A 22,682-nucleotide genomic window follows, 5' to 3' on the forward strand; every position below is an offset into this window, starting at 1 on the left:
CTTATGCCGCTTCGCCATCGGCCGGGCGGAGAGCCGTTCACGATGCACGCGTTAAGATCATGCTTGTCGTTCGTTAGGAATTCCGGTGTGCCGCTGCGCGACTTCTCCCGAATCCCGTTCAGCGAAGCTGAAGCTTGATCCGATAAACTGCGCCGGTTCGACAGCGTTCAGGTAGTTCGTTGATACTTTGTTAAAATCCTGTTTGCACTGCACGGAAGCGGCGTAGAATTCTGCAAACGGGCCATCCGCGTCCTGCGTCGGGTTTCGGCGTGAGTGTCTGGATCAAAACCAAGAAATAGGAGACTGCAATGAAACACAAGGCTCTGAGTGTACTGATCGCCGCAGCCATGCTCGGCGGTGGTGCCTCGCTCGCGACCGCCCAGGACGGCAGCTGGTACATCGCTCCGCGCGTCGGCGCCGTCGTTCCCGACGACAACCGCGGCACGAAGGAATCGCTGTACACCGGCATCGGCATCGGCTGGTGGGTCACCCCGAACCTCGCGATCGATGCCGAGTACGGCATCAACAACGCGGACTTCAAGAACAGCTCGTTCCGTGCCGGCCACGAATGGGAAAGCGTCAGCCTCGGCGTGACGGGTCGCTGGTTCTTCGGCGAGCAGGGTTCGTCGTGGCGTCCGTACGTGATGGGCGGCGTCGGTGCGCTGCGCCACACCGCGTACCCGGCGTCGATCCAGAACAACGGCTGGGATCCGATGGCCACCGTCGGTGGCGGTATCCAGTACAACTTCTCGGACCGCGTCGCCCTGCGTGGTGAGCTCGCCGCTCGCTACGACAAGGACAACAACACGCTCCGTGGCCAGTTCCCGGGCGCGGAAGACCACAACCACTACGTCGACGGCATCGCGACGGTCGGCCTCGTGATCGGTTTCGGTGGCTCGACGCCGCCGCCGCCGCCGCCGGCTGTCGAGCCGCCGCCGCCGCCGCCGCCGCCGCCGGCTGAAGAGGCCCCCGCCAACACGGACGTCGTCATCGACCTGCGTGGCGTGAACTTCAAGTTCGACCGTCCGAAGGCCGGCGAGAAGAACATCGACCCGGCCCTGCAGGAGCCGACGTCGGAGTCGATCGCGATCCTCGACCAGGCGGTGGACGTGCTGACGCGCAACCCGAGCGTCCGCGTGCAGCTCGACGGCCACACCGACTCGGTCGGCAGCGACGAGTACAACCAGAAGCTGTCGGAGCGTCGCGCGCAGATCGTGTACGACTACCTGACCTCGAAGGGTGTGAGCTCGAGCCAGATCGTCGGCGTCCGCGGCTTCGGCGAGAGCCAGCCGATCGACACGAACGACACCAAGGAAGGCCGTGCGCGCAACCGCCGCACCGAGCTTTCGGTCGGTGGCCAGTAAGGTCGCATCGCGTCAAAGGTGAGATGGAAAAGCCCGGCGCAAGCCGGGCTTTTTCTTTGGGCGATCGTTCGCCGTCGGTGCTTCCGCACGACGTCGCAGCGAACCGGCGCGTCGCTCGTGCGCCGCATCCTGAAGCCGGAATGCATGGACCGGCGCCGCCAGCCATGCCTGTCGCCCCGGCGCAGGCCGGGGCCCAGCGACTGCGCGGGTGGCGAGCGGCTTGTCCCGTCTACGGACGCCAACGCACGAACCACATCCCGGGTCTTGCTTTCACGCCCTGGCGTCGAAAGGCACTGGGCCCCGGCCTGCGCCGGGGTGACGGGGTTCTGGCTCGCGGAGGCCATGGGTGTCGACGCCACTTCGCACCGCTCGACCGCCGCTGGCGATTCCGCAGTGGACCGCGTAGCCACATCACGGATGGCGATCGCTTCGAGCGCGCGATGGCAGCACCCTTGGCGGAATCCGCTGCGCGGGTTCCGCCCTAGCAAAGCGTCGACGCTGCGCGCGTACGGAGGAACCACCGCAGGTGATTCCGCCGTGGACCGCGTAGCCACATCACGGATGGCGATCGCTTCGAGCGCGCGATGGCAGCACCCTTGGCGGAATCCGCTGCGCGGGTTCCGCCCTAGCAAAGCGTCGACGCTGCGCGCGTACGGAGGAACCACCGCAGGTGATTCCGCCGTGGGCCGCGACGAGGCTGCCCATGTCGATACCGTCGGAATGCGTACGACTGTTGCCCGTACGGACGGGAGCGCTTGCGTTGCTGCCGCGCGCCGATGACCGGCGCGTGGCGTGTCTCGACCGTGGAGCGGACCTCAGCGCGCGAGCGCGGGCGTCAGTTCGGGCGCGATCGTCTTGACGATGGCGTCGGCGACCTTGACCGAGCCGGCGACGAGGTTGCCGTTGTCGGGCAGGCCGTCACGGCCGGCGAAGTCGCAGAAGCGGCCACCGGCTTCGCGCACGAGCAGGCAGCCTGCGGCCATGTCCCAGGGCTTGAGGCCGATCTCGAAGTACCCGTCGTAGCGGCCGTTGGCGACGTAGGCCAGATCGAGCGCGGCCGAACCCGAGCGGCGCAGGTCTTCGGCCTGCGCGAGCAGCGCACGCGTCATGCCGAGCTGTGCGTCGAGGTGCGCGCGCTGGCGGTACGGGAAGCCCGTCGCGAGCAGGGCGCCGCCGAGGTCGGTGCGCGGACTGACGCGGATGCGGCGGTCGTTGAGGTAGGCGCCGTCGCCGCGGCTGGCCGTGAACAGTTCGTCGCGCAGCGGGTCGTAGACGACGCCGTGCATCGGCTCGCCGTCCTCGAGCAGCGCGATCGACACGCCGAAATGCGGGATGCCGCGCAGGTAGTTGTGGGTGCCGTCGAGCGGATCGATGACCCAGGTGTGCTTCGCGCGGCCGTGCTCGCCGCTTTCCTCGGCGAGGATCGCGTGGGCCGGGAACGAGCGGCGCAGCTCGCGTATGATCTCGGCCTCGGCGGCCCGATCCACTTCCGACGCGAAATCCATGCGCTGCTTCTCGACGATGGCGAGACTGTCCAGGCGGTTCATGTAGCGCAGAATGATCTGGCCTGCGGCGCGCGCAGCGCGCACCGCCACGTTGACGGCGGGTCTTGGCATCGTGTTTCCGGCGGAAGCGAATGAAAAAGAACGTGGGCCCGCGCAGGGCGCGGCGCGGAAGGGTAGCAAATCCGCGGTCCCTCTCCAAACGGGCGTCCCTCCGGAGCCTCGCATGAGCACGGCAGGCGACGTGGCCGCGACGGCCGCCGCACGCGTGCGTTTCGTGCTCGCCAACACCTCGCATCCGGGCAACATCGGCAGCGCCGCTCGCGCGATCCGCACGATGGGATTCCGGCGCCTGTCGCTGGTCGCGCCGCATTCCTTCCCGCATGCGGACGCTTACGCGCTGGCCGCCGGCGCGCTCGACGTGCTCGACGAGGCGCCGCGCACGGCGACGCTCGGCGAGGCGATCGCCGACTGCACGCTCGTGCTCGGCGCGACCGCGCGCCCGCGCGGCGTCGCGCTCGAGGAGATCCCGCCGCGCGAGGCTGCCGCGCGCATGCTCGCCGCGGCGCTCGAGGGTCGCGAGGTCGCGTTCGTGTTCGGCAACGAGCGCACCGGCCTCAGCAACGACGAGATCATGCTGTGCCACGCCGCCGTGCACATCCCGAGCGATCCGGATTTCTCGTCGCTGAACCTGTCGCAGGCCGTGCAGGTGCTGGCTTACGAGTTGCGCATCGCCGTGCTCGCGGGTGCCACGGCCAGTCCCGCCGAAGCCCACGTGCCGGCGACCGCCGACGAGCTCGAGGGTTTCTTCGGCCATCTCGCCGGCACGCTCGACGCGATCGACTTCCACAAGGGGCGTTCGCCGCGCACGATCATGCGCCGCCTGCGCCGGCTGTTCCTGCGTGCCTCGCCGGACACGCGCGAGGTGCGCGTGCTGCGCGGCATCCTCGCCGACGTCGAACGGACCGCGCGGATCGCACGCGGGGACTGACACCGCGCCGCAGGCGGGACGGCTGTCATGTTGCTGTAACATACGCGCCGCCCGCCGGCGCCCGGCGCCACGGGCCTCCCGTCCACGAGCCCCGGCGCGCCCATGTTCTCGCTGCAAACGATCTTCGGCAAAGGTGACAAGTTCTACGGCCTGCTCGAGGCCAGCGCGGACGCCGCGCGGCAGAGCGCCACGGCCCTAAGCGCGATGCTCGCCGAACGCTCGCCGACGCCGGCGCTCGACGAGTTCCGCATCGCGCGCAAGCGCGAGAAGGACCTGTTCGCGCAGATCAACCTCGAGCTCGTCAACACGTTCGTGACCGCGCTCGAGCGCGAAGACATCGAGGCGCTGGCCGGCGCGCTGTACAAGATCCCGAAGACGGTCGAGAAATTCGCCGAACGCTACGCGATGTTCGCCGAACGCCTGCTCGAGATCGACTACAGCTCGCGTGCGCAGATGCTCGAGCGCGCCTGCGAGGTGATCGTGCAGATGGTCGGCGAGCTGCGCCGCGGCTTCAAGCTCGACGTCATGCACGATCTCAACGAGCGCATGCAGTCGATCGAAGGCGAGGCCGACCGCCTGCTGCTCGAGCTGTACCGAGAACTGTTCACGAACGAGAAGGATGCCGCGCGCCTGCTGATGCGCAAGGATCTCTTCGAGCTGCTCGAGAAGGCCATCGACCGCTGCCGCGATGCCGGCAACGTGGTCTACCAGATCGCGCTCAAGAACTCCTGACGGCAGGCGAGGAAACCTCCGGTGACCGTTGCCCTGACCCTCGTGCTGCTGGTCGTCCTCGTCGCGCTGATCTTCGAGTACATCAACGGCTTCCACGACACCGCCAACTCGATCGCGACGGTCGTCGCGACCAAGGTGCTCAGTCCCGGCCAGGCCGTGCTGCTCGCCGCTTCGACCAACCTCGTCGGTGCTCTGTGGGGTACCGCGGTGGCCAAGACCATCGCCTCGGGCCTCGTCGACACGGGTGTCGTCGCGGTCACGCCGCAGGTGCTCATCTGCGCGCTGCTCGGCGCGATCCTGTGGGACCTCATCACGTGGTGGTGGGGGCTGCCGTCGAGTTCGTCGCACGCGCTCGTGGGCGGCCTCATCGGTGCGGCGCTCGCGGCCGCGCACAACGACTGGGCCTCGATCATCTGGTGGGAAGGCGGCGAGCACTGGTGGCAGGGCAAGGGCCTGCTGCCCAAGGTGGTCCTGCCGATGTTCAGTTCACCGCTCGGCGGTTTCGTGCTCGGCTTCCTCGTCATGGGCTTCATCTTCGCGTTCGTGAGCTTCCTGGCCTCGCGCACGGGTGTGCTGCAGAAGCTCGGCCGGCCACGCTTCCTCAACGGCTTCTTCGGCAAGGCGCAGATCCTGTCGGCCAGCGCGATGGGCTTCTCGCACGGCATGAACGATGCGCAGAAGACGATGGGCATCATCGCGCTTGCGCTGGCCGGTGCGACCACTGCGGGCACGCTCGACGAGCTGCCGTCGTGGATGCATTTCCTGCGCGTCGAGGAAGATGCCCAGACGGGCTTCGAGATCGCGACGTGGATCAAGATCGTCTGCGCGCTGACGATGGCCGCGGGCACCGCCGCGGGCGGCTGGCGCATCATCAAGACGCTCGGCCACAAGCTCGTCAAGCTGCATCCGGTCAACGGCTTCGCCGCCGAGACCGCGTCGGCCAGCGTGATCATCGCGGCCTCGCACTTCGGCATCCCGGTGTCGACGACGCACAACATCTCGTCGGCGATCATGGGCGTCGGCGCGGCCAAGCGTTTCTCGGCGATCCGCTGGACCGTCGTCGAGCGCATGGTATGGGCGTGGATGCTGACGATTCCGGTTACCGCGGTGATCGCGTGGGGCCTCGTGCGTCTCGTGCAGTCGCTCGGCCTGGACTGAGCCTAGGCTTCGCGCGCAGCGCGCTTGAGTCGCAGCGCGGGTCGTTCGACGAAACGCCACGACGCCGCCGCGAGCAGCAGCGTGGGCAGCAGCGCCGCCGCGAACAGCGCGGCCGGCGAGGCGATCGCGACCGTCGCGACGATGGCCTGCTGGACCGGGAATCCCCACAGGTAGGTGCCGTAGGACAGGTCGCCGATGCGCGGCTGCGGCAGCTTCGGCACGTAGGCGAACCACAGCGTCGCGTAGCCGATGCAGGCACCGAGCAGCGGCGGATGCAGGTCGGTCGCGCGGGCGAGCCACGCGAGCAGCATGAGCGCGAGCAGGATGCCGGTCGACACCGGCACGATCCTGCGGTGCAGCGCGCACAGCGCGCCGAACACGAACAGCGTCACGAGGATCGCCGAGGTCGCGAACGGGCGCGGCGCCGACAGCGGCGCGTGCAGCCAGGCGACCGCGAGCACGAGGATCGCGAGCGTGCCGAACAGGCGCCGCGCGAGCAGTCCGCACACACCCAGCGCGGCGACGACCAGGTACAGCACGGCCTCGATCGGCAGCGTCCACAGCGAGCCGTTGACCACGTCGCTCGCTGCGTTGTGCACGAAGACGCCGGGCAGCTGCCACTGCAGCGCGACCAGCGACAGGTTGCCGCCGAGGTAGGTCCAGGTCTCGCGCTCGGCGAAGTACTCGGTGACGGGGAGCGTGGTCGCGAGCGGCCCGAGCACGCCGATCGTGAGCGCCAGGCACACCGCGAGCGCAGGCAGGATGCGCAGCGCGCGCGCGCGCAGGAAATCCGCGAGCGAGGGCCGGCGCTGCCAGGCCATCGTGATGAGCAACCCGCTCACGGCGAAGAACGCCATGACGCCGACGAAGTGGCTGTAGGTGTTGCCGAGCAGGCGATGCAGCGGATCGTCGTCGGCGAGGCCGGGTGCGGCGAGCACGTAGCTGTGCCCGAACAGCACGAGCAGCGCCGCGACGAGGCGCAGCACGGTCATGTTGTCGCGGCTGTCGGCGATGCAGGCCTCGAGCGTGCGGCCGGCGACGAACCGGCGCAGCGTTGCGCGCGTCAGCATGCGACGGGGATGCAGGCCGCGACGACCGGCGCCGGGCGGTACCGTCGCAGCGAGGCCTCGCGGGGATGAGGCATGGAGCCTAGAGTGCGTCGCCGCCGGCCGAGAGCGACAGCTCGAGGCGGTCGCCGAGCTGGCCGAGTTCGGCGATCACGCGATCGAGCTCCTCGCCACGCAGCATGCCGTAGGGGCGGTTCTCGCACAGGTGCAGGTAGGGCGAGCCGTCGAGGTCGCTGATCGCGAGGTAGCCGGTGCGCTGCTCCCAGTTGAAGCGCAGGCAGCGGGCCGGGTCGATGCCGGTCGCGGGGCCGATCGGCGTCGAGATGCGCAGCACCTTGTGGCCTTCCTCGTCCTCGAGCTCGGTCAGGTAGATGCCCTGGTGGCGGCCGTGCGCGAGCTCCAGGTCGAAGCTGATCAGGTAGGGATCGTTCGTGCGCAGCGTGTGCGAGCTGCTCGCGTGCGACCGGATCTGTTCGAAGCTCTGCACGGGGCGGGCTCTCCGCGTGAATCGGGCGGCTATGCTAGCGTGCGTCGCCGATGATGTCAGTCGACGCCGCCGCCCCCGATGCGCAATCCGTGATCGCCGACGTGATTCGTGCGATCCCGCGCGGCTGTGTCGCGAGCTACGGCGAGATCGCCGCCCGCGCCGGGCTGCCGGGACGGGCCCGTCTGGTCGGCAAGGTCCTGCGCGACGCGGGCGCCGGCGCGCGCTTGCCCTGGCATCGCGTGCTGCGCGCGGACGGGCGCATCGCGTTCGAACCGCGTACCGCGCCGTTCCGCGAGCAGCAGCGCCGGCTCGCCGCCGAGGGCGTGGCCGTGGTGAAGGGCCGGGTCGACCTTGCCCGCCACGGCTGGCAGCGCGACCTGGATGCCGAGCTGTGGGCCCCGCCGCCCCTTTGAAAGTGCGTCGCGGCGCTACACTTCCGGTCTTGCGACAGCGTCCCGAGGAGCCTGCATGCCGACCAACCTGCCACCGGTGACGCTCGCGTTGCTGCTGTCCAACGTGGGCATCTACCTGCTGCAGATGCTGGGGGGCGACGTGTTCGGTGACGAACTCGTGCGGCTGTTCGCGCTGTGGCCGCTCGGTCACGCGATGACGAACCAGGGGCCGGTCGGCTTCGAGCTCTGGCAACTCGTCAGCTACGGCTTCCTGCACGGCAGCCCGAGCCACCTCCTCTTCAACATGCTCGCGCTGTGGATGTTCGGCGGCGCGATCGAGCGCCTGTTCGGCTCGCGCCCCTTCGCGACGTATTACCTCGTCTGCGTGATCGGTGCGGCCGTCGCGCAGCTCGCCGTGATCGCGTGGTTCACGGGCGGTTTCTACCCGACCGTCGGTGCCTCGGGCGGTGTGTTCGGCCTGCTGCTCGCGTTCGGCATGATGTATCCGCAGGAGCGCATCATGCTGATCTTCCCGCCGATCCCGATGCCGGCCTGGGTGTTCGTGACCGGCTATGGCGTGATCGAGCTCGTCCTCGGCGTCACCGGCACGCAGGCCGGCGTCGCGCATTTCGCCCACCTCGGCGGCATGGCGGCGGGCTTCGTGATGATCCAGTACTGGCGCGGGCGGCTGCCGATCAAGCCGCGTCGCATCCTGACGCGCTGAGGCCATCATGGACGCTCCGCGACGCACGCTGGCCGACTGGCTGGAGTACCAGCAGCGCGTGCACGTGCGCGGCATCGACATGGGCCTCGCGCGCGTCGGCGAGGTCTGGCGCCGTCTCGGCGCACCGGCGCCCGCGCCGCGCGTCGTCACCGTAGGCGGCACCAACGGCAAGGGTTCGACGATCGCGTTCCTCGAGGCGATGCTCGCCGTGCGCGGCCTGCGCGTCGGTGCGTACACCTCGCCGCATCTGCTGCAGTACAACGAGCGCGTGCGCGTCGAGGGGGGCGACGCGTCCGATGCCGAACTCGTCGAGGCTTTCGAGCGCATCGAGGCCGCGCGTGGCGAGATTCCGCTGACCTATTTCGAGTTCGGCACGCTCGCGGCGTTCATCGTGTTCGCGCGGCGCGGTGTCGAGGTCGCGCTGCTCGAAGTCGGCCTCGGCGGCCGCCTCGACGCGGTCAACCTCGTCGATGCCGACGTCGCCGTGATCACGACGATCGACCTCGACCACCAGGACTGGCTCGGCAACGACCGCGACGCGATCGGCCGCGAAAAGGCCGGCATCCTGCGTGATGGCCGGCCCGCGATACTCGGCGAGGCGTCGCCGCCGGCCGGCCTGCTCGATGCGGCGGCGGCGATCGGAGCGCGCGTCGTGAGGGCCGGCATCGATTTCGCCGTCGAAACGAACGTGCAGGGCGGTGCGGTGTGGCGGCAGGGCGACATCCGACTCGAGATGCCCGCGTTGCCGCTCGCGGCGCCGTGCCAGCTCGCCAACGCGGCCGCAGCGGTGGCCGCCGTCGTGGCCTTGCTCGGCGAACCCGATGCCGAGGCCGCAGGATCGATCACGCGAGGCCTCGCGTCGGCGCGCATCGCCGCGCGCCTGCAGCGCGTGCCGGGACCGCCCGAACTCGTCATCGACGTCGCCCACAACCCGCAGGCGGCGCGCACGCTGGCGGCGTGGCTCGGGGCGAATCCGCCGCGCGGGCGCAACCTCGCGGTGTTCGGCGTGCTCGCCGACAAGGACATCGACGGCATTCTCGCGCCGCTGCTCGGCTGCATCGACCGTTGGCATCTCGGTGGCCTCGACGCGCACAGTCCGCGCGGCACCGACGCGGCGGCGCTCGCCGCGCATGCCGGCCTCGAAGGCGCCGAGCGCCACGCGTCGATCGAGGAAGCCTTGCACGGCGCCTTCGCCGACGCCGCGCCCGGCGACCGCGTGCTCGCGTTCGGCTCGTTCTTCGTCGCGGCGGCCGCGCTCGCGCACGTCGATCGCGATGCGCGATGAAATCTGAACCTGAGTGCGGAGCAGGGTGCGTATAATCGCGCCGACTCGTCAGCTGGGCGCTCCATGGAACCCGCACTGAAACAACGCCTGCTCGGCGCCGTGGTGCTCATCGCGCTCGCGGTGATCTTCGTGCCGATGCTGCTCAGCGGTCCGGGCCCGAAGCAGGCTTCGGAAACCGTCGACCTCGAGATCCCGCCCGCACCGGACCGCGAGTTCGAGACCCGCGTGCTGCCGGTACAGCCGACGCCGAATCCCGCCGCGACCGCGGCGGCGCCCACGGCACCCGAGATCGCACCGGCCGACCCTTCGATCCCCGAGTCTGACCGGGTCGCGACGGTCGACCTGCCGTCGCGTCGTCCGCCCGAATCGGCCCAGCATGCACCGTCGACCACGCCGACACCGGCACCTGCGGTCGCGCCGCCGGCCGCGTCGACGGCTCCGTCTGCAACCGCGATCCCGCCTGCCGCCACGGCCGCTGCACCGCCCGCCGCGGCAGCGCCGGTGGCCGGCGTGGCCGCAAACGGCCAGTTCCTCGTCCACATGGGCGTGTACACGTCGACGAAGAACGTCGACGATCTCGTCGCGGCGCTCAAGCGCGGCGGCTTCCCGGCCTTCGCCGAGACCACCGAGTTCCAGGGCAAGAGCGCGCAGCGCGTGCGCGTCGGCCCGTTCGCCGATCGTGCCGCGGCCGAGGCCGCGCGCGTGCGCATGAAGCAGGTGCGCGCCGACGTGCCGTCGAGCATCGTCACGCTCGCTGCCGACGCGAAGGCCGATGCGCCCGTGACCGCGGTCGCGGCGAACCGTCCCGGCGGCTGGGCCGTGCAGCTCGGCGCGTTCAAGACCGAGGCCGATGCGAACGTGTTGCGTGGCCGCCTGCAGGCGGCCGGCATCGCGGGATACGTCGACCGCCTAGCCGCCGACGGGCAGACGCTGTGGCGCGTGCGCGCCGGCCCCGAGGTCAGCCGGGCCAATGCGGACAAGCTGCGCGAGCGCGTCAAGGCGCAGCTCAAGATCGACGGCATGATCGTCACCCAGCAGTGACCGTGCGCCTCGCGGCGCGCGACGGAACCCGACGACGATGAACTGGGCGGATTACGCGATCATCGGCATCCTCGCGCTGTCGGTCCTCGTCGGCGTGTGGCGCGGCTTCATCGGCGAAGTGCTCGCGCTGGCCGTGTGGGCGCTCGCGTTCTGGGTCGCCTGGATGTTCGGCCCGCCTCTTGCAGAGCAGTTTTCCGCCAGCATATCGGTGCCCTCCGCGCGCGTGATCCTCGCGTACGCGCTGTGCTTCGTCGCGGTGCTGATCGGCGGGGCGATCGTCGGGTTCCTGATGCGCAAGCTGGTCAGCGGCAGTGGCCTGTCCGGCACCGACCGCCTGCTCGGCATGGTGTTCGGCCTCGTGCGCGGCGGCGCGCTCGTGGTGCTGCTGGTGTTGCTGCTCGGCTTCACGCCGTTCACGCGGGACGCGTGGTGGCAGGAGTCGACCTTGTTGCCGACGTTCCGCGAAGGTGCCGCGTGGGTGACCGCGCGACTGCCCGAGGGCGTCACGAAATACCTGGACCAGGCGGAACTGCCTGCCGCGATGGATCGCCTGCCCGAGGATGCCGCGCCGGTTCCGGCGCCGTCCCCGTCCACCCCTTCATCTTCTTCGCGGTGACACAACCATGTGCGGAATCATCGGCATCGTCGGCAAGTCGGAAGTCGCGTCGGCGCTCTACGACGGACTCACCGTGTTGCAGCACCGTGGCCAGGACGCGGCAGGCATCGCCACGATCGACGGCTCGCGCCTGCGCCTTCACAAGGGCAACGGCCTCGTCCAGGACGTGTTCCAGCGCGACGACATGCTCGGCCTGCGCGGCCATGTCGGCATCGGCCACTGCCGCTATCCGACCGCGGGCTCTGACGGCTCGGCCGAGGCGCAGCCGCTGTACGTGAACTCGCCTTACGGCATCGCGCTCGCGCACAACGGCAACCTCGTCAACACCGAGACGCTGCGTCGCGAGATGTACCAGGACGATCGCCGCCACATCAATACGGATTCGGACTCCGAGATCCTGCTCAACGTGCTCGCGCACGAGCTGCAGATCCAGGACCGCATGTCGCTGGTGCCCGACAACATCTTCAAGGCGATCGCCGGCGTGCACCGCCGCTGTGTCGGCGGCTATGCCGTGGCGACGCTGCTGCTCGGCTACGGCATCGTCGCGTTCCGCGACCGCCACGGCATCCGCCCGCTCGTGCTCGGCGAGCGCGACACGGCCGAAGGCAAGGAATACGCGGTCGCGTCCGAATCGGTCGCGTTCGACATCCTCGGCTTCCGCCTCGTGCGCGACATCGAGCCCGGCGAAGCCGTGCTCATCACGCTCGACGGCGAGCTGCACTCGCGTCAGTGCGGCGAGCCTGCCGTGCACGCGCCGTGCATCTTCGAGTACGTCTACCTCGCACGACCCGATTCGATGATGGAGGACGTGTCGGTCTACAAGGCGCGCCTGCGCATGGGCGAGCGTCTCGCCGCCAAGATCCAGCGCCTCAAGCCGGGCCACGGCATCGATGCGGTCATCCCGATCCCGGATACCTCGCGCACCGCGGCGTCGTCGCTCGCGCAGGCGCTCGGCGTGCCGATGCGCGAAGGCTTCGTCAAGAACCGCTACATCGGCCGCACCTTCATCATGCCGGGCCAGAGCGAGCGCGTGAAATCGGTGCGCCGCAAGCTCAACCCGCTGCCGCTCGAGTTCCGCAAGAAGAACGTGCTGCTCGTCGACGATTCGATCGTGCGCGGCACGACCTCCAAGCAGATCATCCAGATGGCCCGCGACGCGGGCGCGCGCAAGGTGTTCTTCGCCTCGGCGGCACCGCCCGTGCGCTACCCGAACATCTACGGCATCGACATGCCGAAGGCCGCCGAGCTCGTCGCCCACGGCCGCACCGAGGAAGAGGTCGAGCAGCTGCTCGGTGCGGACTGGCTCGTCTACCTCGATCTCGACGACCTCGTCGCGGCCGTGTCCGAGGGCAACGACGACCTGCACGACTTCGACACCTCGTGTTTCTCGGGCGAGTACGTGACCGGTGTCGAGCTCACCTACCTCGACCAGCTCGAGTTCTCGCGTTCCGACGAGGCCAAGGACAAGCGTCGCCAGGTGGGCTGACCCCGGGTTCGCCGCGGGTTCCGTATCCGCGGTGAAACCGGCAGAATCGGCCGGTTCCCCCGACCGGCTGGCGTGATGACCAGGATCGAACGCAGCGCATGACGGCCATCGACCGCTCCGGCGCTGCCCGCGCGTGCCTCGATGCGGCCGACCCCGCGACCAAGTGCGCGTTGACGCGGCATTACGCGGAACTCGCGATGCAGGGTGCGCTGGTCGATCTCGATACCGGGGCGCCCGATCCGATCGGCGAACCCGGCAGACCCGAACGGCCGCAGCTCGTCGAACCGCGCGCGCTGCCGCAGCGGCCGTTGTCGACGCAGGCCGGCCGCGCCGCGCTCGTGCACGCGGTCGCCCATATCGAATTCAACGCGATCAACCTCGCCTGGGATGCGGTGTACCGTTTCCGCGGCATGCCCGAGGCGTTCTACGCCGACTGGATCGGCGTCGCGGCCGACGAGGCACGTCACTTCGGAATGCTGCAGGCACGCCTGGCCGACATGGGGCATGCCTACGGTGACTTCGACGCGCACAATGGCCTCTGGGACATGGCCGTGCGCACGGCCGGTTCGTGCCTCGAGCGCATGGCGCTGGTACCGCGCGTGCTCGAGGCGCGCGGCCTCGACGTGACGCCGCCGATGATCGCGAAACTGCGCTCCGCGGGCGATCTCGACACCGTCGCCGTGCTCGAGGTCATCCTGCGCGAGGAGGTCGCGCACGTCGCGGCGGGTTCGCGCTGGTTCGCGTGGTGCTGCGCGCGCGAAGGCACCGAGACGTTGCCGACCTTCGAAGCCCTGCTCGCGCGGCATCTTCCCGCGGGCCTGCGTGGTCCGTTTAACCTCGAGGCGCGCCTGCTCGCCGGTTTCACGGCCGAGGAGATGCAGCGTCTCGGTGGAGTCGCCGCATGAGGCGCGCGCTGTTCGGCGTGGTCATGCTGCTCGGCACGTTCGTGCTGCTCGCGTGGGCGGCCGGACTCCAGCCTTCCTCGCCGTTCTCGCCCGAGCAGCGCATGTCCCTGCCGGGATCGGGCTTCCGCGTGGTCATGGGCGCGGGCGCCGAGGACGACGACCGCCTGCGCATCGGCGCCGTCGGCGAGGACCGCACGGCGCTGCAGTCGGTGGTGCTCAACGGCATCGAGGCCGACGAATACCGCCTGCTGCGCTACCGCTTCGAGCAGTTCCCGCACACGCTCGAACTGTCGGTCGTGTTCCGCCGTGCCGACGCGCTCGACGACGTGCACGTCGTCTCGCTGCCATGGCCCGGCGATGGCGAAGCCGCATTCGATCTCGGCACGGTGCCGGAATGGCAGGGTCGCATCGTCGAGCTCGGCTTCGCCGAGTATCCGACGCCGCAGGTCGTGCCGCCGCTGCAGGGCTTCAAGCCGTTCACGCTGGTCGAGGCCGCACTGGCCTCGCGTTCGTGGACGGGATCCTTCGCCGCGCTGTGGACCGACTGGCTCGGCAACTGGCCGTGGAGCCAGCGTTCCGTCCACGCGCTCGGGCGCGACACCGACACGCCACGCGCACAGTCGCTCGTGCTCTGCATCGTGCTCTGGATCGTGATGCTGGTGGTCGCGGCCGCAGCCATCCTGCGCGTGCGTGGGCGTGTCCTGGCGAGCGTCACCGCATCCGCGATCGTCGCCGGCTGGCTCGTGCTCGACCTGCAGTGGCATGCGGGCCTGCGTTGGCGCCACGAGGCGACGCGCACGCTGTTCGCCGACTACGCATGGCCCGAGCGCGAACGGCACGCGGCCGACACCGAGATCCTCGAAGCGGCGCGAACGCTCGGAACGGCCTTGCGCAACGAGCCGGCGTCGACCCACGTGATCGTGCACTCGGCGTCGTCGTTCGCGCTGTTGCGCATGATCTACCACGTCCTGCCGATGAACGTGGCCGTGCTCGCCCAGGCGATGCAGTCCGGTGTCCCACTGCCGGCCGGCACGATCATCGTCGTCTATGACGACGACACGTGGCGCTACGACGCCGCGACGCGTGCACTGACCGATGGCGGCTCGCTGTACCCGGGCGATCTCGTGCTCCAGCGAGGCGGCTTGCTCGTCGTGCGCTACCGGGGGGTGCCGTGAGCTTGTCCTATGTCCTCGCCTGGCTGTTGCCGTGGGTGACCGGTACCGGCATCTGCTTCGCCGTGACGCGGGGACCACGCACATGGTCCGACGCGGTGGCCGCGGCAGGCACGGGTTTCATCGTGGGCTTCGTGCTGGTGTCGCTGCTCGGCTCGTGGGTCGCGGCGGACGATGTCACGGCGGCGTTCACGCGTACCGCGCCTTGGCTGACCGGCATCGGCGTGCTGGCCTGGTCCGCAGCGGTCGCCTTGCGTCGTCGTCGCATCCTTCCGCTCGAGGGCTCGCTGCCGACGGCGTGGCGTGTGGTCTGGTGGCTGGCGGCGGCCGCGATCGTCGTACGGCTCGGCGTGCTCGCGGGCGAGGCGTGGCTGCGACCGACGTTCCCGTGGGATGCCTGGTCGGCGTGGGCGGTCAAGCCGAAGGCCTGGTTCCTGCTGGGCCACCATGCGCCGTATGTTCCCGTGGGCGAGTGGCTCGCGGATGCCACGGGCAACCTGCGCACGGCAGCGATCTGGGACTATCCCGAACTGCTGGCGTGGATCCAGATCTGGTTCGCGAGTGCCGCGGGCGGATGGAACGAACCGCTCGTCAACCTCGCATGGACCGGCGCGCTCGCGGCCCTCGCGCTGGCGTGCTACGGGCACTGGCGCATGCTCGGCCTGCGGCCGCTGCCGGCGATCGGCCTCGCCTATGCGCTCGTCTCGCTGCCTCTGCTCGGTGCGCACGTCGCGCTCGCCGGTTACGCGGACCTGTGGCTTGCCGTCGTGTTCGGACTCGCCACGTTGTCGTGGATGCGCTGGATGCGATCCGGCGAACGTGCGCAGCTCGCGATCGCGGCCGGCCTCGCCCTGTGCATGCCGTTCGTCAAGCTCGAGGGCGCGGTCTGGCTGCTGTTGTCGTCGGTGGTCGCCGTGCTCGCGCTGCTGCCGCGACGCTGGCGCTGGGGGATCGTGGCGGTGATCGTGGTGCTGGCGCTGCTCGGCATCGTGTTCGGCGGCTTCGTGTTCCCGATGCTCGGCCTCGGCTGGGTCAGCGTGAGCTGGGGCCAGGTCGGCATTCCGGCGCTCGGCGAGCTCGACCTGCGCTGGCGCCCGGTCGGCACGCAGATGCTCGCCGGCCTGCTCACGCTGCCGAACTGGCACCTGCTGTGGTACGTCGTGCCGCTCGTGCTCGCGTGGCGCTGGCGCGTCGTCGCCACGGCACGCGACGTGCGCGCGCTGGCCGTGCTCGTGGCCGCGTGCGCGGCCTTCCTGTTCGTGCTGTTCTTCTTCACCGATGCTTCGGCGTGGGCCGAGAACTACACGAGCGCGAACCGGCTCGTGCTGCATCTCGTGGGACCCGTGTTCACGCTGCTGGCGCTGCTTCTGGTCGATGCGTTCCGAGCAGCTCCCGGTACAGCGCCAGCACCTGCCGGGCCGAACGCTCCAGCGTGAAGCAGGCTTGCCAGCGGTCGCGGCCGCCGGCACCGAGCAGGGCGCGGCGTTGCGGATCGGCGCCGAGTTGCCGCAGCACGTCGGCGAGTGCCTCCGCATTCCCGCGCGGGACGCGTACGCCGCTTGCGCCGTCGGCGACGACGTGGCGCACGCCCGATCCGGGAATGTCGCTCGCGACCACGGCCACGCCGGCGCGCATCGCCTCGAGCAGCACGATGCCGAACGCCTCGCTGCGGTCGAGCGACGGCAGCACGAACACATCGGCGCAACGATAGAGCGCGTGCAGGGCGTCGTCGTCGACGTCGCCGCGGAAGTCCACGCGGCCGGCCAGTCCGAGGCCACGGGCGCGCTCGCGCAACTTCGCGTCCTCTTCCCCCGTGCCGACCAGGACGAGGCTCGCATCGGGCACCCGCGCGAGGGCATCGAGCAGGATGTCGAAGCCCTTGTAGTGGCTCATGCGGCCGACCGCGAGCAGGCGCAGTCCGCCGCGAGGCGGGCGCGTCGGTGCCTGTCGCGGATCGTGGCCGGGCTCGTCGCCGATGCCGAGCGGGATGACGCGCGCCTTGGAATGCCAGCGTGAGAGGGCATCGCTCGCGTCGAGGTAGGGTTGCGACGTCGCGATGATCGCGGAGGCGCGCGCGAGCACGGCCTGTTCGAACGGACGGTAGGCGCGGTAGGCCAGCCGGACGCGCCAGTCGGGCATGTCGGGGCTGACGTCCGCATGCCAGTGCACGATCCAGGGCAGCGCGCGCGCGACCGGATCCACGAGTGCCCAGAATGCGGAAGGATTCGGCAGGTGCAGGTGGAGGAGGTCGGGGCGCCGCTCGCGCAGCAGGTGCGACATCCGCCACGCGTAGGCGGGGCTGATCGGCGCGTACAGCGCCGTGCCGAGCGATCCGGCGCGCACGACGTGCACGCCGTCACGTCGCTCGCTGCGGCTGCGCAGGATGCGCCCGGGCTGGTGCACGAGTGCATCGACCTCGGCGCCGTTCGCGACGAGCCAGCGTGCGAGGTCTTCGAGATGGCGCTCGATGCCGCCACGCTGCGGTGCGTAGTACTTGCCGAGATGGAGGACGCGCATCGGGTCAGCAGCCTCGTGCCGTGCTCGAGCGGCCGCGGCACCTCGTGCGCTTCACGGCGGTGTCGGCGGAGCGGTCTTCGTTTCGGTGGCTGTCGTTCCGCGCGCGCGCAGTTCGGCGATCTCGTGTTCGAGGATCGCGAGCTTCTGCGTCAGGCGGCGCATCTGGCGCTCCTGGCGCGAACGGTCGATGTCGAGCTTGAGCAGGCGCAGCAGCACGAGCGAGAGGCCGATGATGATCGGCAGCACGGGCGCATAGCTGATGCCGGTGACGCGACCCAGCCAGAGCACGAGGGACGGGAACACGCCGAGCGCGAGCGTCGCCGTCGCGACGATCAGCCACCATGCCGCGAACGGACCGTGCAGGTGGTCGCGGCGCACGAGGTAGAGGATCGTGCCGGCGAGCGCGACACCGAGGATCGCCGCGGTGATCTGGCCGGTCATGCTTCCGTCCCGCGGGCGCCGCGCCGCTGCTCGATGTCGAATCGCGAGAGGCAGAGGATCGTCGTGTCGAACATGTAGCGTGCGACGACGGCCCACGACGCGAACACGCGTGAATGGCCGGTCTCGCGGGGACGCATGGGCGTCGGGGTTTCCACGATGCGCAGTCCTTTCTTGGCCAGCAGCATCAGCACGCCGACATCCTGGTAATCGAGGAGGCTCGCCTCGGGCGCCGCGAGTTCGCGCACGGCCGCGGCGTCGTAGAGGCGGAGGCCCGAGGTGAAATCGCGCAAGCCGAGGCCGGTCAGCATGCGCAGGTACTGCCAGGCCACGCGCTTGGCCGCGCTGAGCCGCTCGACGCAGGTGCCGATGACCACGTTCGATCCGCTGCGTGCGTGGGCGTCGAACAGCGCGGCGAGCGACTCGGGAAGGTGCTGGCCATCCGCGTCGAGCGTGACCACGGCCGGGAAGCCGTGGCGTTCCGCGTAACGGATGCCCGCCTGGCTCGCGCCCCAGGCGCCGAGTCCGAGCGGCAGCGTGAGGACCTCCGCACCGGCTTCGCGCGCGGCAGCAGGCGTGCCGTCGGTGCTCGCATCGTCCACCACGAGCACGCGGCAACCGATCGCGTCGCGCACACCCGCCACCACGGCGGCGACCGTCGTGACTTCGTCGCGTGCGGGGATCACCGCCAGGCTGTCGGCGGGAAGGAAGGCGGGCATGGGAACGTGGCGCATCCGGGAGCGCGGGGGGACGGCGATTCTGGGTAGCACGCGCCGATGCTGTCAATCGCCGGGCCGGCCGCGGCGGGAGCCCGCCCGGCACGTCGGGCGTTCATACCCCTGCTCGTACCGCTTGTCGAAGGACGCGCTTGCCCGCTCCGAGCCACACCGCATATATAGCTCGTCCGCACGACCGGGGAGGGTCCGCTTCAGGGGAGGCGGAGAGACCAGTTGAAGGAATCTTCGGTTCCGCGTGTCCGGTTCCGGATTCACGCTGCGTCTAGTGGGAGTGTGGACGTGGTCGGCCCGTGAGGTTCGCCCTTCGTGGCCGGAAGGCCAGGCACCAGCCGCCGCCACGGTAGTGATCAAGCGGTCAAGTTTGCGTCTGGAAGTGGTTGACGGAGAAGAGGGCATGTCCTTATGCTCCGCGCGTTCCAGATTCAGGCGAGGCCATTTCGCCAACAAGTGAAGGGGAAGGGGAAAGCCCCCGCCCGAACAATCCTGGAGATGTTCAGATGAATACGAAGATCAAGTCGCTGTCGCTGGCGCTGTTCGGTCTGGCGGGTTTCGCGTTCGCGGGTTCGGCCATGGCGCAGTGCCCGGCCAGCCTCAGCCCGACCCCGTGGTCGGCGACCGTTGCCATCGGTGGCACGGCTGCGTCGACGACGGGCGGTTACGCCGGCACGGCGTGCAAGCTCAGCGCAACGCTGACGGGCAACCTCGGTTCGGCTTCGGCGTTCGTGCGTGACGACACGCCGGCTGCCGAGCAGCGCTACCGCGCACAGTTCCTCATCAACGTCGATGCGCTGACCGGCCAGAACGCCGCCCAGCTCGTGCGCGTGTTCGCCGCGACGACCGATGCGCCGAACGCCGGTGTTTCCGAGCTCGTCAAGCTGACCGTGTACGGCAACGTCGCCGGTACGTCGAAGACGCTCGGCATCCTGACGGCGAGCTCGACCGGCACGGGTGGCGTTGCAGCCTCCGGCATTCCGCTCACGGGCGGCACGGCTGGCGTGCATCGCGTCGAGATCGAGTGGACGAAGGGCGCGAGCGGCGGCGTCAAGGTGTGGCTGAACAACACGACCGAAGGCACCCCGAGCGCGACCGTGACGGCCAACAACACGGCATGGACCGGTGGCGTGGATGCCGCGGCGCTGGGTCTGGCTCAGGCTTCGCCGGGCTTCCGCACGGCCCAGACGGGCCGCGCTGTCCATTTCGACCAGTTCGATTCGCGCCGCCAGACGTTCATTGGCGCGAACTGATCCTGTTCCTGCCTGCAAACATAATACGAGGATAAATCTCCATGAAGCGCCCTCTGCTCGCTACGCTTGCTCTTTCGATGTTCGCCCCGGTGGTTGCGTTCGCCGGCACCTGCGCGGCTCCGACGTCCCTCCAGCAGTCTCCGAACGGCACGGTCGCCGGCACCACCTGCGGTGGCCAGGCCGGAATCCCGCTCGGTGGCGCGGTCGCCACGCACCCGTCGCAGGTCTACTCGTTCCGTTACAACCCGGCGGGTCCGAACGGTGCGGCTGGCCCGGTCACGATCACGGGTGCCGAGCGTGAAGTCGTCATTGCGCAGGACTGCAGCAGCCCGCCGCTCGGCGGCGCCGCTCCGGGCGTCCCGGTGAACATCGAGTCGATGGGCCTCACGGCTGGCGCGAACTACATCATGGTCGTCACGTCGGATTCGGGCCTCGCGGTCACCGATCCGCCGCGCTGTGGTGCGTTCTCCATGACCTGGACGACGCTCCCGGTGACGCTGCAGGGCTTCTCGGTCGAGTAATCGACAGCTCAGCTGGTGTTTGATGAAACCCACCCGTCTTTGACGGGTGGGTTTTTTATTGGCCCTCGTGACGGATCATCGTTCCATGCTTATCGCCGCGCTTTCGTCGATAGTGCTCCTCGCGGCACCGACGCCTCCCATGATGCTTCCGAGTTCGCTCGCAGTGGAGCAGAACTGCGATTTCGGCGAACGCCATGCGTTCACCGCATTCGACTGCACCATCGTGCTCCGCAACACCGGCAAGGCACCGCTCAAGATCTCCGCTTCGGCCATCGACAAGGCCGAGAGCGTCGAACCTTCGAAGCTCACGCTGGCACCCGGCAAGACGGCCGAGGTCACGGCGAAGGTGCATCCCGAGGGCACCTCGGGACTGGTCAGCCGGACATTCCGTTTCGAGACGGACGAGGCCGATCATCCGCAGCGCTTCGGCTATGCCTACGGCTTCATCGGGAGCGTGATCGAACAACCTCTCGCGCCGATCGACTTCGGCGACATCGCGGTCGGCGACGGTGCATCCTGGGCCAGCCTTCGTCTCGCCAGCACCGAGATCGAGGATCTGGCCGTGACGGACATCGTCGAGGTGCCGGCCCACGTCGAGGCGCGCATCGCCGCGGACAAGCGCACCGTCGAGGCGCGCCTCAAGCCCGATGCACCGTGGGGGCCGTTGCCTCCTTCCCGTATCGTCGTCGCGCTGGGCTCGGGGCCGCAGCCGAAAGCCGCGATCGAGGTCCGCGGTCGTGTGCTCGGTGACATCCGGCCTGCGCAGGAGCCGTTCGCCATCGGCGTGGTCCGCACCGATGCCACGCGTGCCTACGACCTGCGTCTCCGGCACGTCGACGGCAAGGCGTTCGAGGTGGGACGCGTGACGCTGGACGGGCTCGACGGAAGTGCCCGCGTCGTGGATTGCGAGCCACGCGCCAAGGGATGCAAGCTGCTGCGGCTCGAGCTGGGCAAGGGCCTCGCGATGGGGCCGTTCGCCGCCACGGTGAACATCGAGATTCCCTCGTCGCGCAGGACGTTGCCGGTCGGTATCACCGGCGTCGCGTTGCCTCCCGGCATCGACCCGGTCGATGAGCCTGCGGAGACGGCGAAGGACGCGCCTGCCAAGCGTGGACCCGCCAACCTCGGCCAGGCGATCCGCTCGCAGGTCCGCGATGCCGGTGCGCCGCCGCCGCCGGGAGCGGGGCCGCTCCTCAAGTGGGCGGTCGCCGACGAGGATGCCGTGTACGGATACCGGATCCTGCGCTCCGACAGCGAAGCGGGTCCGTTCCGCCGCATCAACGACACCACGATCGCCACACAGCCTTCCGCGCCGGGCGTCACCAATGGCTACCAGTGGCGCGACACCGGTGCGGTGGCGGGCCAGACCTACTGGTACTCGGTCGGCGTGATCTACAAGGATGGACGCAAGGAGCCGCTGACCACGCCGCAGAAGGTCGTTGCCAAGGCGGCGGCTGCACCCGCCGCTCAGTGAGCGTGGCGGGTGCTCCACGCGAGGTCGATGCCCTCGCGCGTGACGGTCAGGACGCTGGCCTGGTCGTACCAGTCGCCGAGCACGATGCGTTCCGCCTGCGCGCCGTCGATCCCGAACCGGTGCACGGCGGGGCGATGCGTGTGGCCATGGACGAGGCGGCGTACGCCTGACGCGCGCATCGTCGCGTCGACGGCCTCCTGACTGACGTCCATGATCGCCGCCATCGCGTTGCCCGTGTGGCGGCGGCTCTCTTCGCGTGCCTGCCGCGCGAACGCCTCCCTCTCCGCGAGCGGGCGCGACAGGAACGCGCGCTGCCAAGCGGGTGAATGAGCCTGTGTGCGGAAGGCCTGGTAGGGCAGGTCGTCGGTGCACAGCGTGTCGCCGTGCATGACCAGCGTGGGAACGCCCTCGATCTCGAGCACGCTCGGGTCGGCGAGCAGCGTCATGCCGGCGCGACGTGCATAAGCATCGCCGAGCAGGAAATCGCGGTTGCCGTGGAGGTAGAAGCACGGTATCCGGGCTTCACGCAGCGGCGCGAGCGCATCGACGAAGCGCTGTGCCGTCGGATCGCCCGTGTCGTCGCCGGTCCATGCCTCGAAGAGGTCGCCGAGGATGTAGAGCGCGCCGGCGCTCGCGGCCTGGTCGCGCACGAAGGCCTCGAAGAGGTCCGTGATGTGCGGACGCGAGGCGTCGAGGTGCAGATCCGAGATGAAGAGCGTGGTCATGCCTGCGTGCTCCGGGGCATTCCGCGCCATCCGGCGCGCCGGCATCGGCACCGCGCCGGCACGCTTCGCGGCGACCGTGCATGCGTGACGCGCACGGCCGCCGC

General features: G+C 69.6%; 23 protein-coding genes. 16 read left to right on the plus strand and 7 right to left on the minus strand.

The window, feature by feature from the left end; translation table 11 throughout:
• The first annotated feature begins 308 nt into the window (after nt 1–308).
• Nucleotides 309–1,364: an OmpA family protein gene (locus ACQQ2N_RS11890; RefSeq protein WP_440221794.1), complete on the plus strand. Its 1,056-nt coding sequence runs from the start codon at nt 309–311 to the stop codon at nt 1,362–1,364.
• Between the two features lie 815 nt (nt 1,365–2,179).
• Here the strand turns inward: ACQQ2N_RS11890 and ACQQ2N_RS11895 are convergent.
• Nucleotides 2,180–2,980, minus strand: coding sequence for an inositol monophosphatase family protein (locus tag ACQQ2N_RS11895; protein WP_440221795.1), 801 nt, complete (start codon nt 2,978–2,980; stop codon nt 2,180–2,182).
• A 112-nt stretch (nt 2,981–3,092) separates the two neighbouring features.
• Between ACQQ2N_RS11895 and ACQQ2N_RS11900 the strand changes: the two genes are divergently transcribed.
• The 3 genes from ACQQ2N_RS11900 (at nt 3,093) to ACQQ2N_RS11910 (ending at nt 5,747) form a co-directional block, all read left to right on the plus strand.
• Nucleotides 3,093–3,857, plus strand: coding sequence for an RNA methyltransferase (locus tag ACQQ2N_RS11900; protein WP_440221796.1), 765 nt, complete (start codon nt 3,093–3,095; stop codon nt 3,855–3,857).
• A 102-nt stretch (nt 3,858–3,959) separates the two neighbouring features.
• Nucleotides 3,960–4,589, plus strand: a complete 630-nt coding sequence (locus tag ACQQ2N_RS11905) for a DUF47 domain-containing protein (RefSeq protein WP_440221797.1) — start codon at nt 3,960–3,962, stop codon at nt 4,587–4,589.
• A gap of 33 nt (nt 4,590–4,622) precedes the next feature.
• Complete coding sequence (locus ACQQ2N_RS11910) at nt 4,623–5,747, plus strand: anion permease (RefSeq protein WP_440225749.1); 1,125 nt, start codon at nt 4,623–4,625, stop codon at nt 5,745–5,747.
• Nucleotides 5,748–5,749: 2 nt separating this feature from the next.
• Here ACQQ2N_RS11910 and ACQQ2N_RS11915 read toward each other — a convergent pair whose 3' ends face one another.
• Nucleotides 5,750–6,817, minus strand: coding sequence for an acyltransferase family protein (locus ACQQ2N_RS11915; RefSeq protein WP_440221798.1), 1,068 nt, complete (start codon nt 6,815–6,817; stop codon nt 5,750–5,752).
• A 79-nt stretch (nt 6,818–6,896) separates the two neighbouring features.
• Nucleotides 6,897–7,301 carry a hypothetical protein gene (locus ACQQ2N_RS11920; RefSeq protein ID WP_440221799.1) on the minus strand — a complete coding sequence of 135 codons (405 nt, stop codon included), beginning with the start codon at nt 7,299–7,301 and terminating at the stop codon, nt 6,897–6,899.
• Nucleotides 7,302–7,351: 50 nt separating this feature from the next.
• On the opposite strand from ACQQ2N_RS11920, the gene ACQQ2N_RS11925 reads away from it, so the two are divergent.
• From ACQQ2N_RS11925 to ACQQ2N_RS11965, 9 genes are all read left to right on the plus strand, one after another.
• Complete coding sequence (locus tag ACQQ2N_RS11925; protein WP_440221800.1) at nt 7,352–7,714, plus strand: MGMT family protein; 363 nt, start codon at nt 7,352–7,354, stop codon at nt 7,712–7,714.
• A gap of 55 nt (nt 7,715–7,769) precedes the next feature.
• Complete coding sequence (locus tag ACQQ2N_RS11930; protein ID WP_440221801.1) at nt 7,770–8,417, plus strand: rhomboid family intramembrane serine protease; 648 nt, start codon at nt 7,770–7,772, stop codon at nt 8,415–8,417.
• A 7-nt stretch (nt 8,418–8,424) separates the two neighbouring features.
• Nucleotides 8,425–9,702 (plus strand): bifunctional tetrahydrofolate synthase/dihydrofolate synthase, encoded by a 1,278-nt coding sequence (folC, locus tag ACQQ2N_RS11935; protein WP_440221802.1) that lies wholly within the window; start codon nt 8,425–8,427, stop codon nt 9,700–9,702.
• Nucleotides 9,703–9,765: 63 nt separating this feature from the next.
• Nucleotides 9,766–10,743, plus strand: a complete 978-nt coding sequence (locus ACQQ2N_RS11940; protein ID WP_440221803.1) for an SPOR domain-containing protein — start codon at nt 9,766–9,768, stop codon at nt 10,741–10,743.
• A 37-nt stretch (nt 10,744–10,780) separates the two neighbouring features.
• Entirely contained in the window at nt 10,781–11,359 is a 579-nt protein-coding gene (locus ACQQ2N_RS11945; protein ID WP_440221804.1) for a CvpA family protein, read from the plus strand.
• A gap of 7 nt (nt 11,360–11,366) precedes the next feature.
• Nucleotides 11,367–12,845 (plus strand): amidophosphoribosyltransferase, encoded by a 1,479-nt coding sequence (gene purF, locus ACQQ2N_RS11950; protein WP_440221805.1) that lies wholly within the window; start codon nt 11,367–11,369, stop codon nt 12,843–12,845.
• 98 nt (nt 12,846–12,943) lie between these two features.
• Nucleotides 12,944–13,750: a ferritin-like domain-containing protein gene (locus tag ACQQ2N_RS11955; protein ID WP_440221806.1), complete on the plus strand. Its 807-nt coding sequence runs from the start codon at nt 12,944–12,946 to the stop codon at nt 13,748–13,750.
• On the plus strand, nt 13,747–14,925 hold the full coding sequence (locus ACQQ2N_RS11960) for a hypothetical protein (protein ID WP_440221807.1): 1,179 nt from the start codon (nt 13,747–13,749) through the stop codon (nt 14,923–14,925). The genes ACQQ2N_RS11955 and ACQQ2N_RS11960 overlap by 4 nt, the downstream gene beginning before the upstream one ends.
• Complete coding sequence (locus tag ACQQ2N_RS11965) at nt 14,922–16,358, plus strand: hypothetical protein (protein ID WP_440221808.1); 1,437 nt, start codon at nt 14,922–14,924, stop codon at nt 16,356–16,358. Before ACQQ2N_RS11960 ends, ACQQ2N_RS11965 begins: the two co-directional genes overlap by 4 nt.
• Here ACQQ2N_RS11965 and ACQQ2N_RS11970 read toward each other — a convergent pair.
• The 3 genes from ACQQ2N_RS11970 to ACQQ2N_RS11980 are packed head-to-tail and all read right to left on the minus strand — an operon-like array spanning nt 16,270 to nt 18,596.
• Nucleotides 16,270–17,439 carry a glycosyltransferase gene (locus ACQQ2N_RS11970; protein ID WP_440221809.1) on the minus strand — a complete coding sequence of 390 codons (1,170 nt, stop codon included), beginning with the start codon at nt 17,437–17,439 and terminating at the stop codon, nt 16,270–16,272. The genes ACQQ2N_RS11965 and ACQQ2N_RS11970 overlap by 89 nt on opposite strands.
• A 51-nt stretch (nt 17,440–17,490) precedes the next feature.
• Complete coding sequence (locus ACQQ2N_RS11975) at nt 17,491–17,880, minus strand: DUF2304 domain-containing protein (protein ID WP_440221810.1); 390 nt, start codon at nt 17,878–17,880, stop codon at nt 17,491–17,493.
• Complete coding sequence (locus ACQQ2N_RS11980; RefSeq protein ID WP_440221811.1) at nt 17,877–18,596, minus strand: glycosyltransferase family 2 protein; 720 nt, start codon at nt 18,594–18,596, stop codon at nt 17,877–17,879. The genes ACQQ2N_RS11975 and ACQQ2N_RS11980 overlap by 4 nt, the downstream gene beginning before the upstream one ends.
• 515 nt (nt 18,597–19,111) lie before the next feature.
• Between ACQQ2N_RS11980 and ACQQ2N_RS11985 the strand changes: the two genes are divergently transcribed.
• The 3 genes from ACQQ2N_RS11985 (at nt 19,112) to ACQQ2N_RS11995 (ending at nt 21,853) form a co-directional block, all read left to right on the plus strand.
• Nucleotides 19,112–19,858 carry a hypothetical protein gene (locus ACQQ2N_RS11985; RefSeq protein ID WP_440221812.1) on the plus strand — a complete coding sequence of 249 codons (747 nt, stop codon included), beginning with the start codon at nt 19,112–19,114 and terminating at the stop codon, nt 19,856–19,858.
• A 41-nt stretch (nt 19,859–19,899) separates the two neighbouring features.
• The gene (locus ACQQ2N_RS11990) at nt 19,900–20,379 is read left to right on the plus strand and encodes a hypothetical protein (RefSeq protein ID WP_440221813.1); all 480 of its coding nucleotides are present in this window, start codon (nt 19,900–19,902) and stop codon (nt 20,377–20,379) included.
• 139 nt (nt 20,380–20,518) lie between these two features.
• Complete coding sequence (locus tag ACQQ2N_RS11995; RefSeq protein ID WP_440221814.1) at nt 20,519–21,853, plus strand: Ig-like domain-containing protein; 1,335 nt, start codon at nt 20,519–20,521, stop codon at nt 21,851–21,853.
• On the opposite strand, the gene ACQQ2N_RS12000 is transcribed toward ACQQ2N_RS11995, so the two are convergent.
• On the minus strand, nt 21,847–22,578 hold the full coding sequence (locus ACQQ2N_RS12000) for a UDP-2,3-diacylglucosamine diphosphatase (protein WP_440221815.1): 732 nt from the start codon (nt 22,576–22,578) through the stop codon (nt 21,847–21,849). The two genes, ACQQ2N_RS11995 and ACQQ2N_RS12000, sit on opposite strands and share 7 nt — an antisense overlap.
• Between the last annotated feature and the right edge of the window lie 104 nt (nt 22,579–22,682).

Origin of the sequence: Dokdonella aquatica (genome assembly GCF_051987395.1) — a bacterium.
In the GTDB taxonomy this organism is placed as follows: domain Bacteria; phylum Pseudomonadota; class Gammaproteobacteria; order Xanthomonadales; family Rhodanobacteraceae; genus Dokdonella.

Coding starts and splice junctions, on each gene's coding strand:
- ACQQ2N_RS11890 (WP_440221794.1), top strand. CDS start 309: ATGAAACACAAGGCTCTGAGTGTACTGATCGCCGCAGCCATGCTCGGC.
- ACQQ2N_RS11895 (WP_440221795.1), bottom strand. CDS start 2,980: ATGCCAAGACCCGCCGTCAACGTGGCGGTGCGCGCTGCGCGCGCCGCA.
- ACQQ2N_RS11900 (WP_440221796.1), top strand. CDS start 3,093: ATGAGCACGGCAGGCGACGTGGCCGCGACGGCCGCCGCACGCGTGCGT.
- ACQQ2N_RS11905 (WP_440221797.1), top strand. CDS start 3,960: ATGTTCTCGCTGCAAACGATCTTCGGCAAAGGTGACAAGTTCTACGGC.
- ACQQ2N_RS11915 (WP_440221798.1), bottom strand. CDS start 6,817: ATGCTGACGCGCGCAACGCTGCGCCGGTTCGTCGCCGGCCGCACGCTC.
- ACQQ2N_RS11925 (WP_440221800.1), top strand. CDS start 7,352: ATGATGTCAGTCGACGCCGCCGCCCCCGATGCGCAATCCGTGATCGCC.
- ACQQ2N_RS11930 (WP_440221801.1), top strand. CDS start 7,770: ATGCCGACCAACCTGCCACCGGTGACGCTCGCGTTGCTGCTGTCCAAC.
- folC (WP_440221802.1), top strand. CDS start 8,425: ATGGACGCTCCGCGACGCACGCTGGCCGACTGGCTGGAGTACCAGCAG.
- ACQQ2N_RS11940 (WP_440221803.1), top strand. CDS start 9,766: ATGGAACCCGCACTGAAACAACGCCTGCTCGGCGCCGTGGTGCTCATC.
- ACQQ2N_RS11945 (WP_440221804.1), top strand. CDS start 10,781: ATGAACTGGGCGGATTACGCGATCATCGGCATCCTCGCGCTGTCGGTC.
- purF (WP_440221805.1), top strand. CDS start 11,367: ATGTGCGGAATCATCGGCATCGTCGGCAAGTCGGAAGTCGCGTCGGCG.
- ACQQ2N_RS11955 (WP_440221806.1), top strand. CDS start 12,944: ATGACGGCCATCGACCGCTCCGGCGCTGCCCGCGCGTGCCTCGATGCG.
- ACQQ2N_RS11960 (WP_440221807.1), top strand. CDS start 13,747: ATGAGGCGCGCGCTGTTCGGCGTGGTCATGCTGCTCGGCACGTTCGTG.
- ACQQ2N_RS11970 (WP_440221809.1), bottom strand. CDS start 17,439: ATGCGCGTCCTCCATCTCGGCAAGTACTACGCACCGCAGCGTGGCGGC.
- ACQQ2N_RS11975 (WP_440221810.1), bottom strand. CDS start 17,880: ATGACCGGCCAGATCACCGCGGCGATCCTCGGTGTCGCGCTCGCCGGC.
- ACQQ2N_RS11980 (WP_440221811.1), bottom strand. CDS start 18,596: ATGCCCGCCTTCCTTCCCGCCGACAGCCTGGCGGTGATCCCCGCACGC.
- ACQQ2N_RS11985 (WP_440221812.1), top strand. CDS start 19,112: ATGAATACGAAGATCAAGTCGCTGTCGCTGGCGCTGTTCGGTCTGGCG.
- ACQQ2N_RS11990 (WP_440221813.1), top strand. CDS start 19,900: ATGAAGCGCCCTCTGCTCGCTACGCTTGCTCTTTCGATGTTCGCCCCG.
- ACQQ2N_RS11995 (WP_440221814.1), top strand. CDS start 20,519: ATGATGCTTCCGAGTTCGCTCGCAGTGGAGCAGAACTGCGATTTCGGC.
- ACQQ2N_RS12000 (WP_440221815.1), bottom strand. CDS start 22,578: ATGACCACGCTCTTCATCTCGGATCTGCACCTCGACGCCTCGCGTCCG.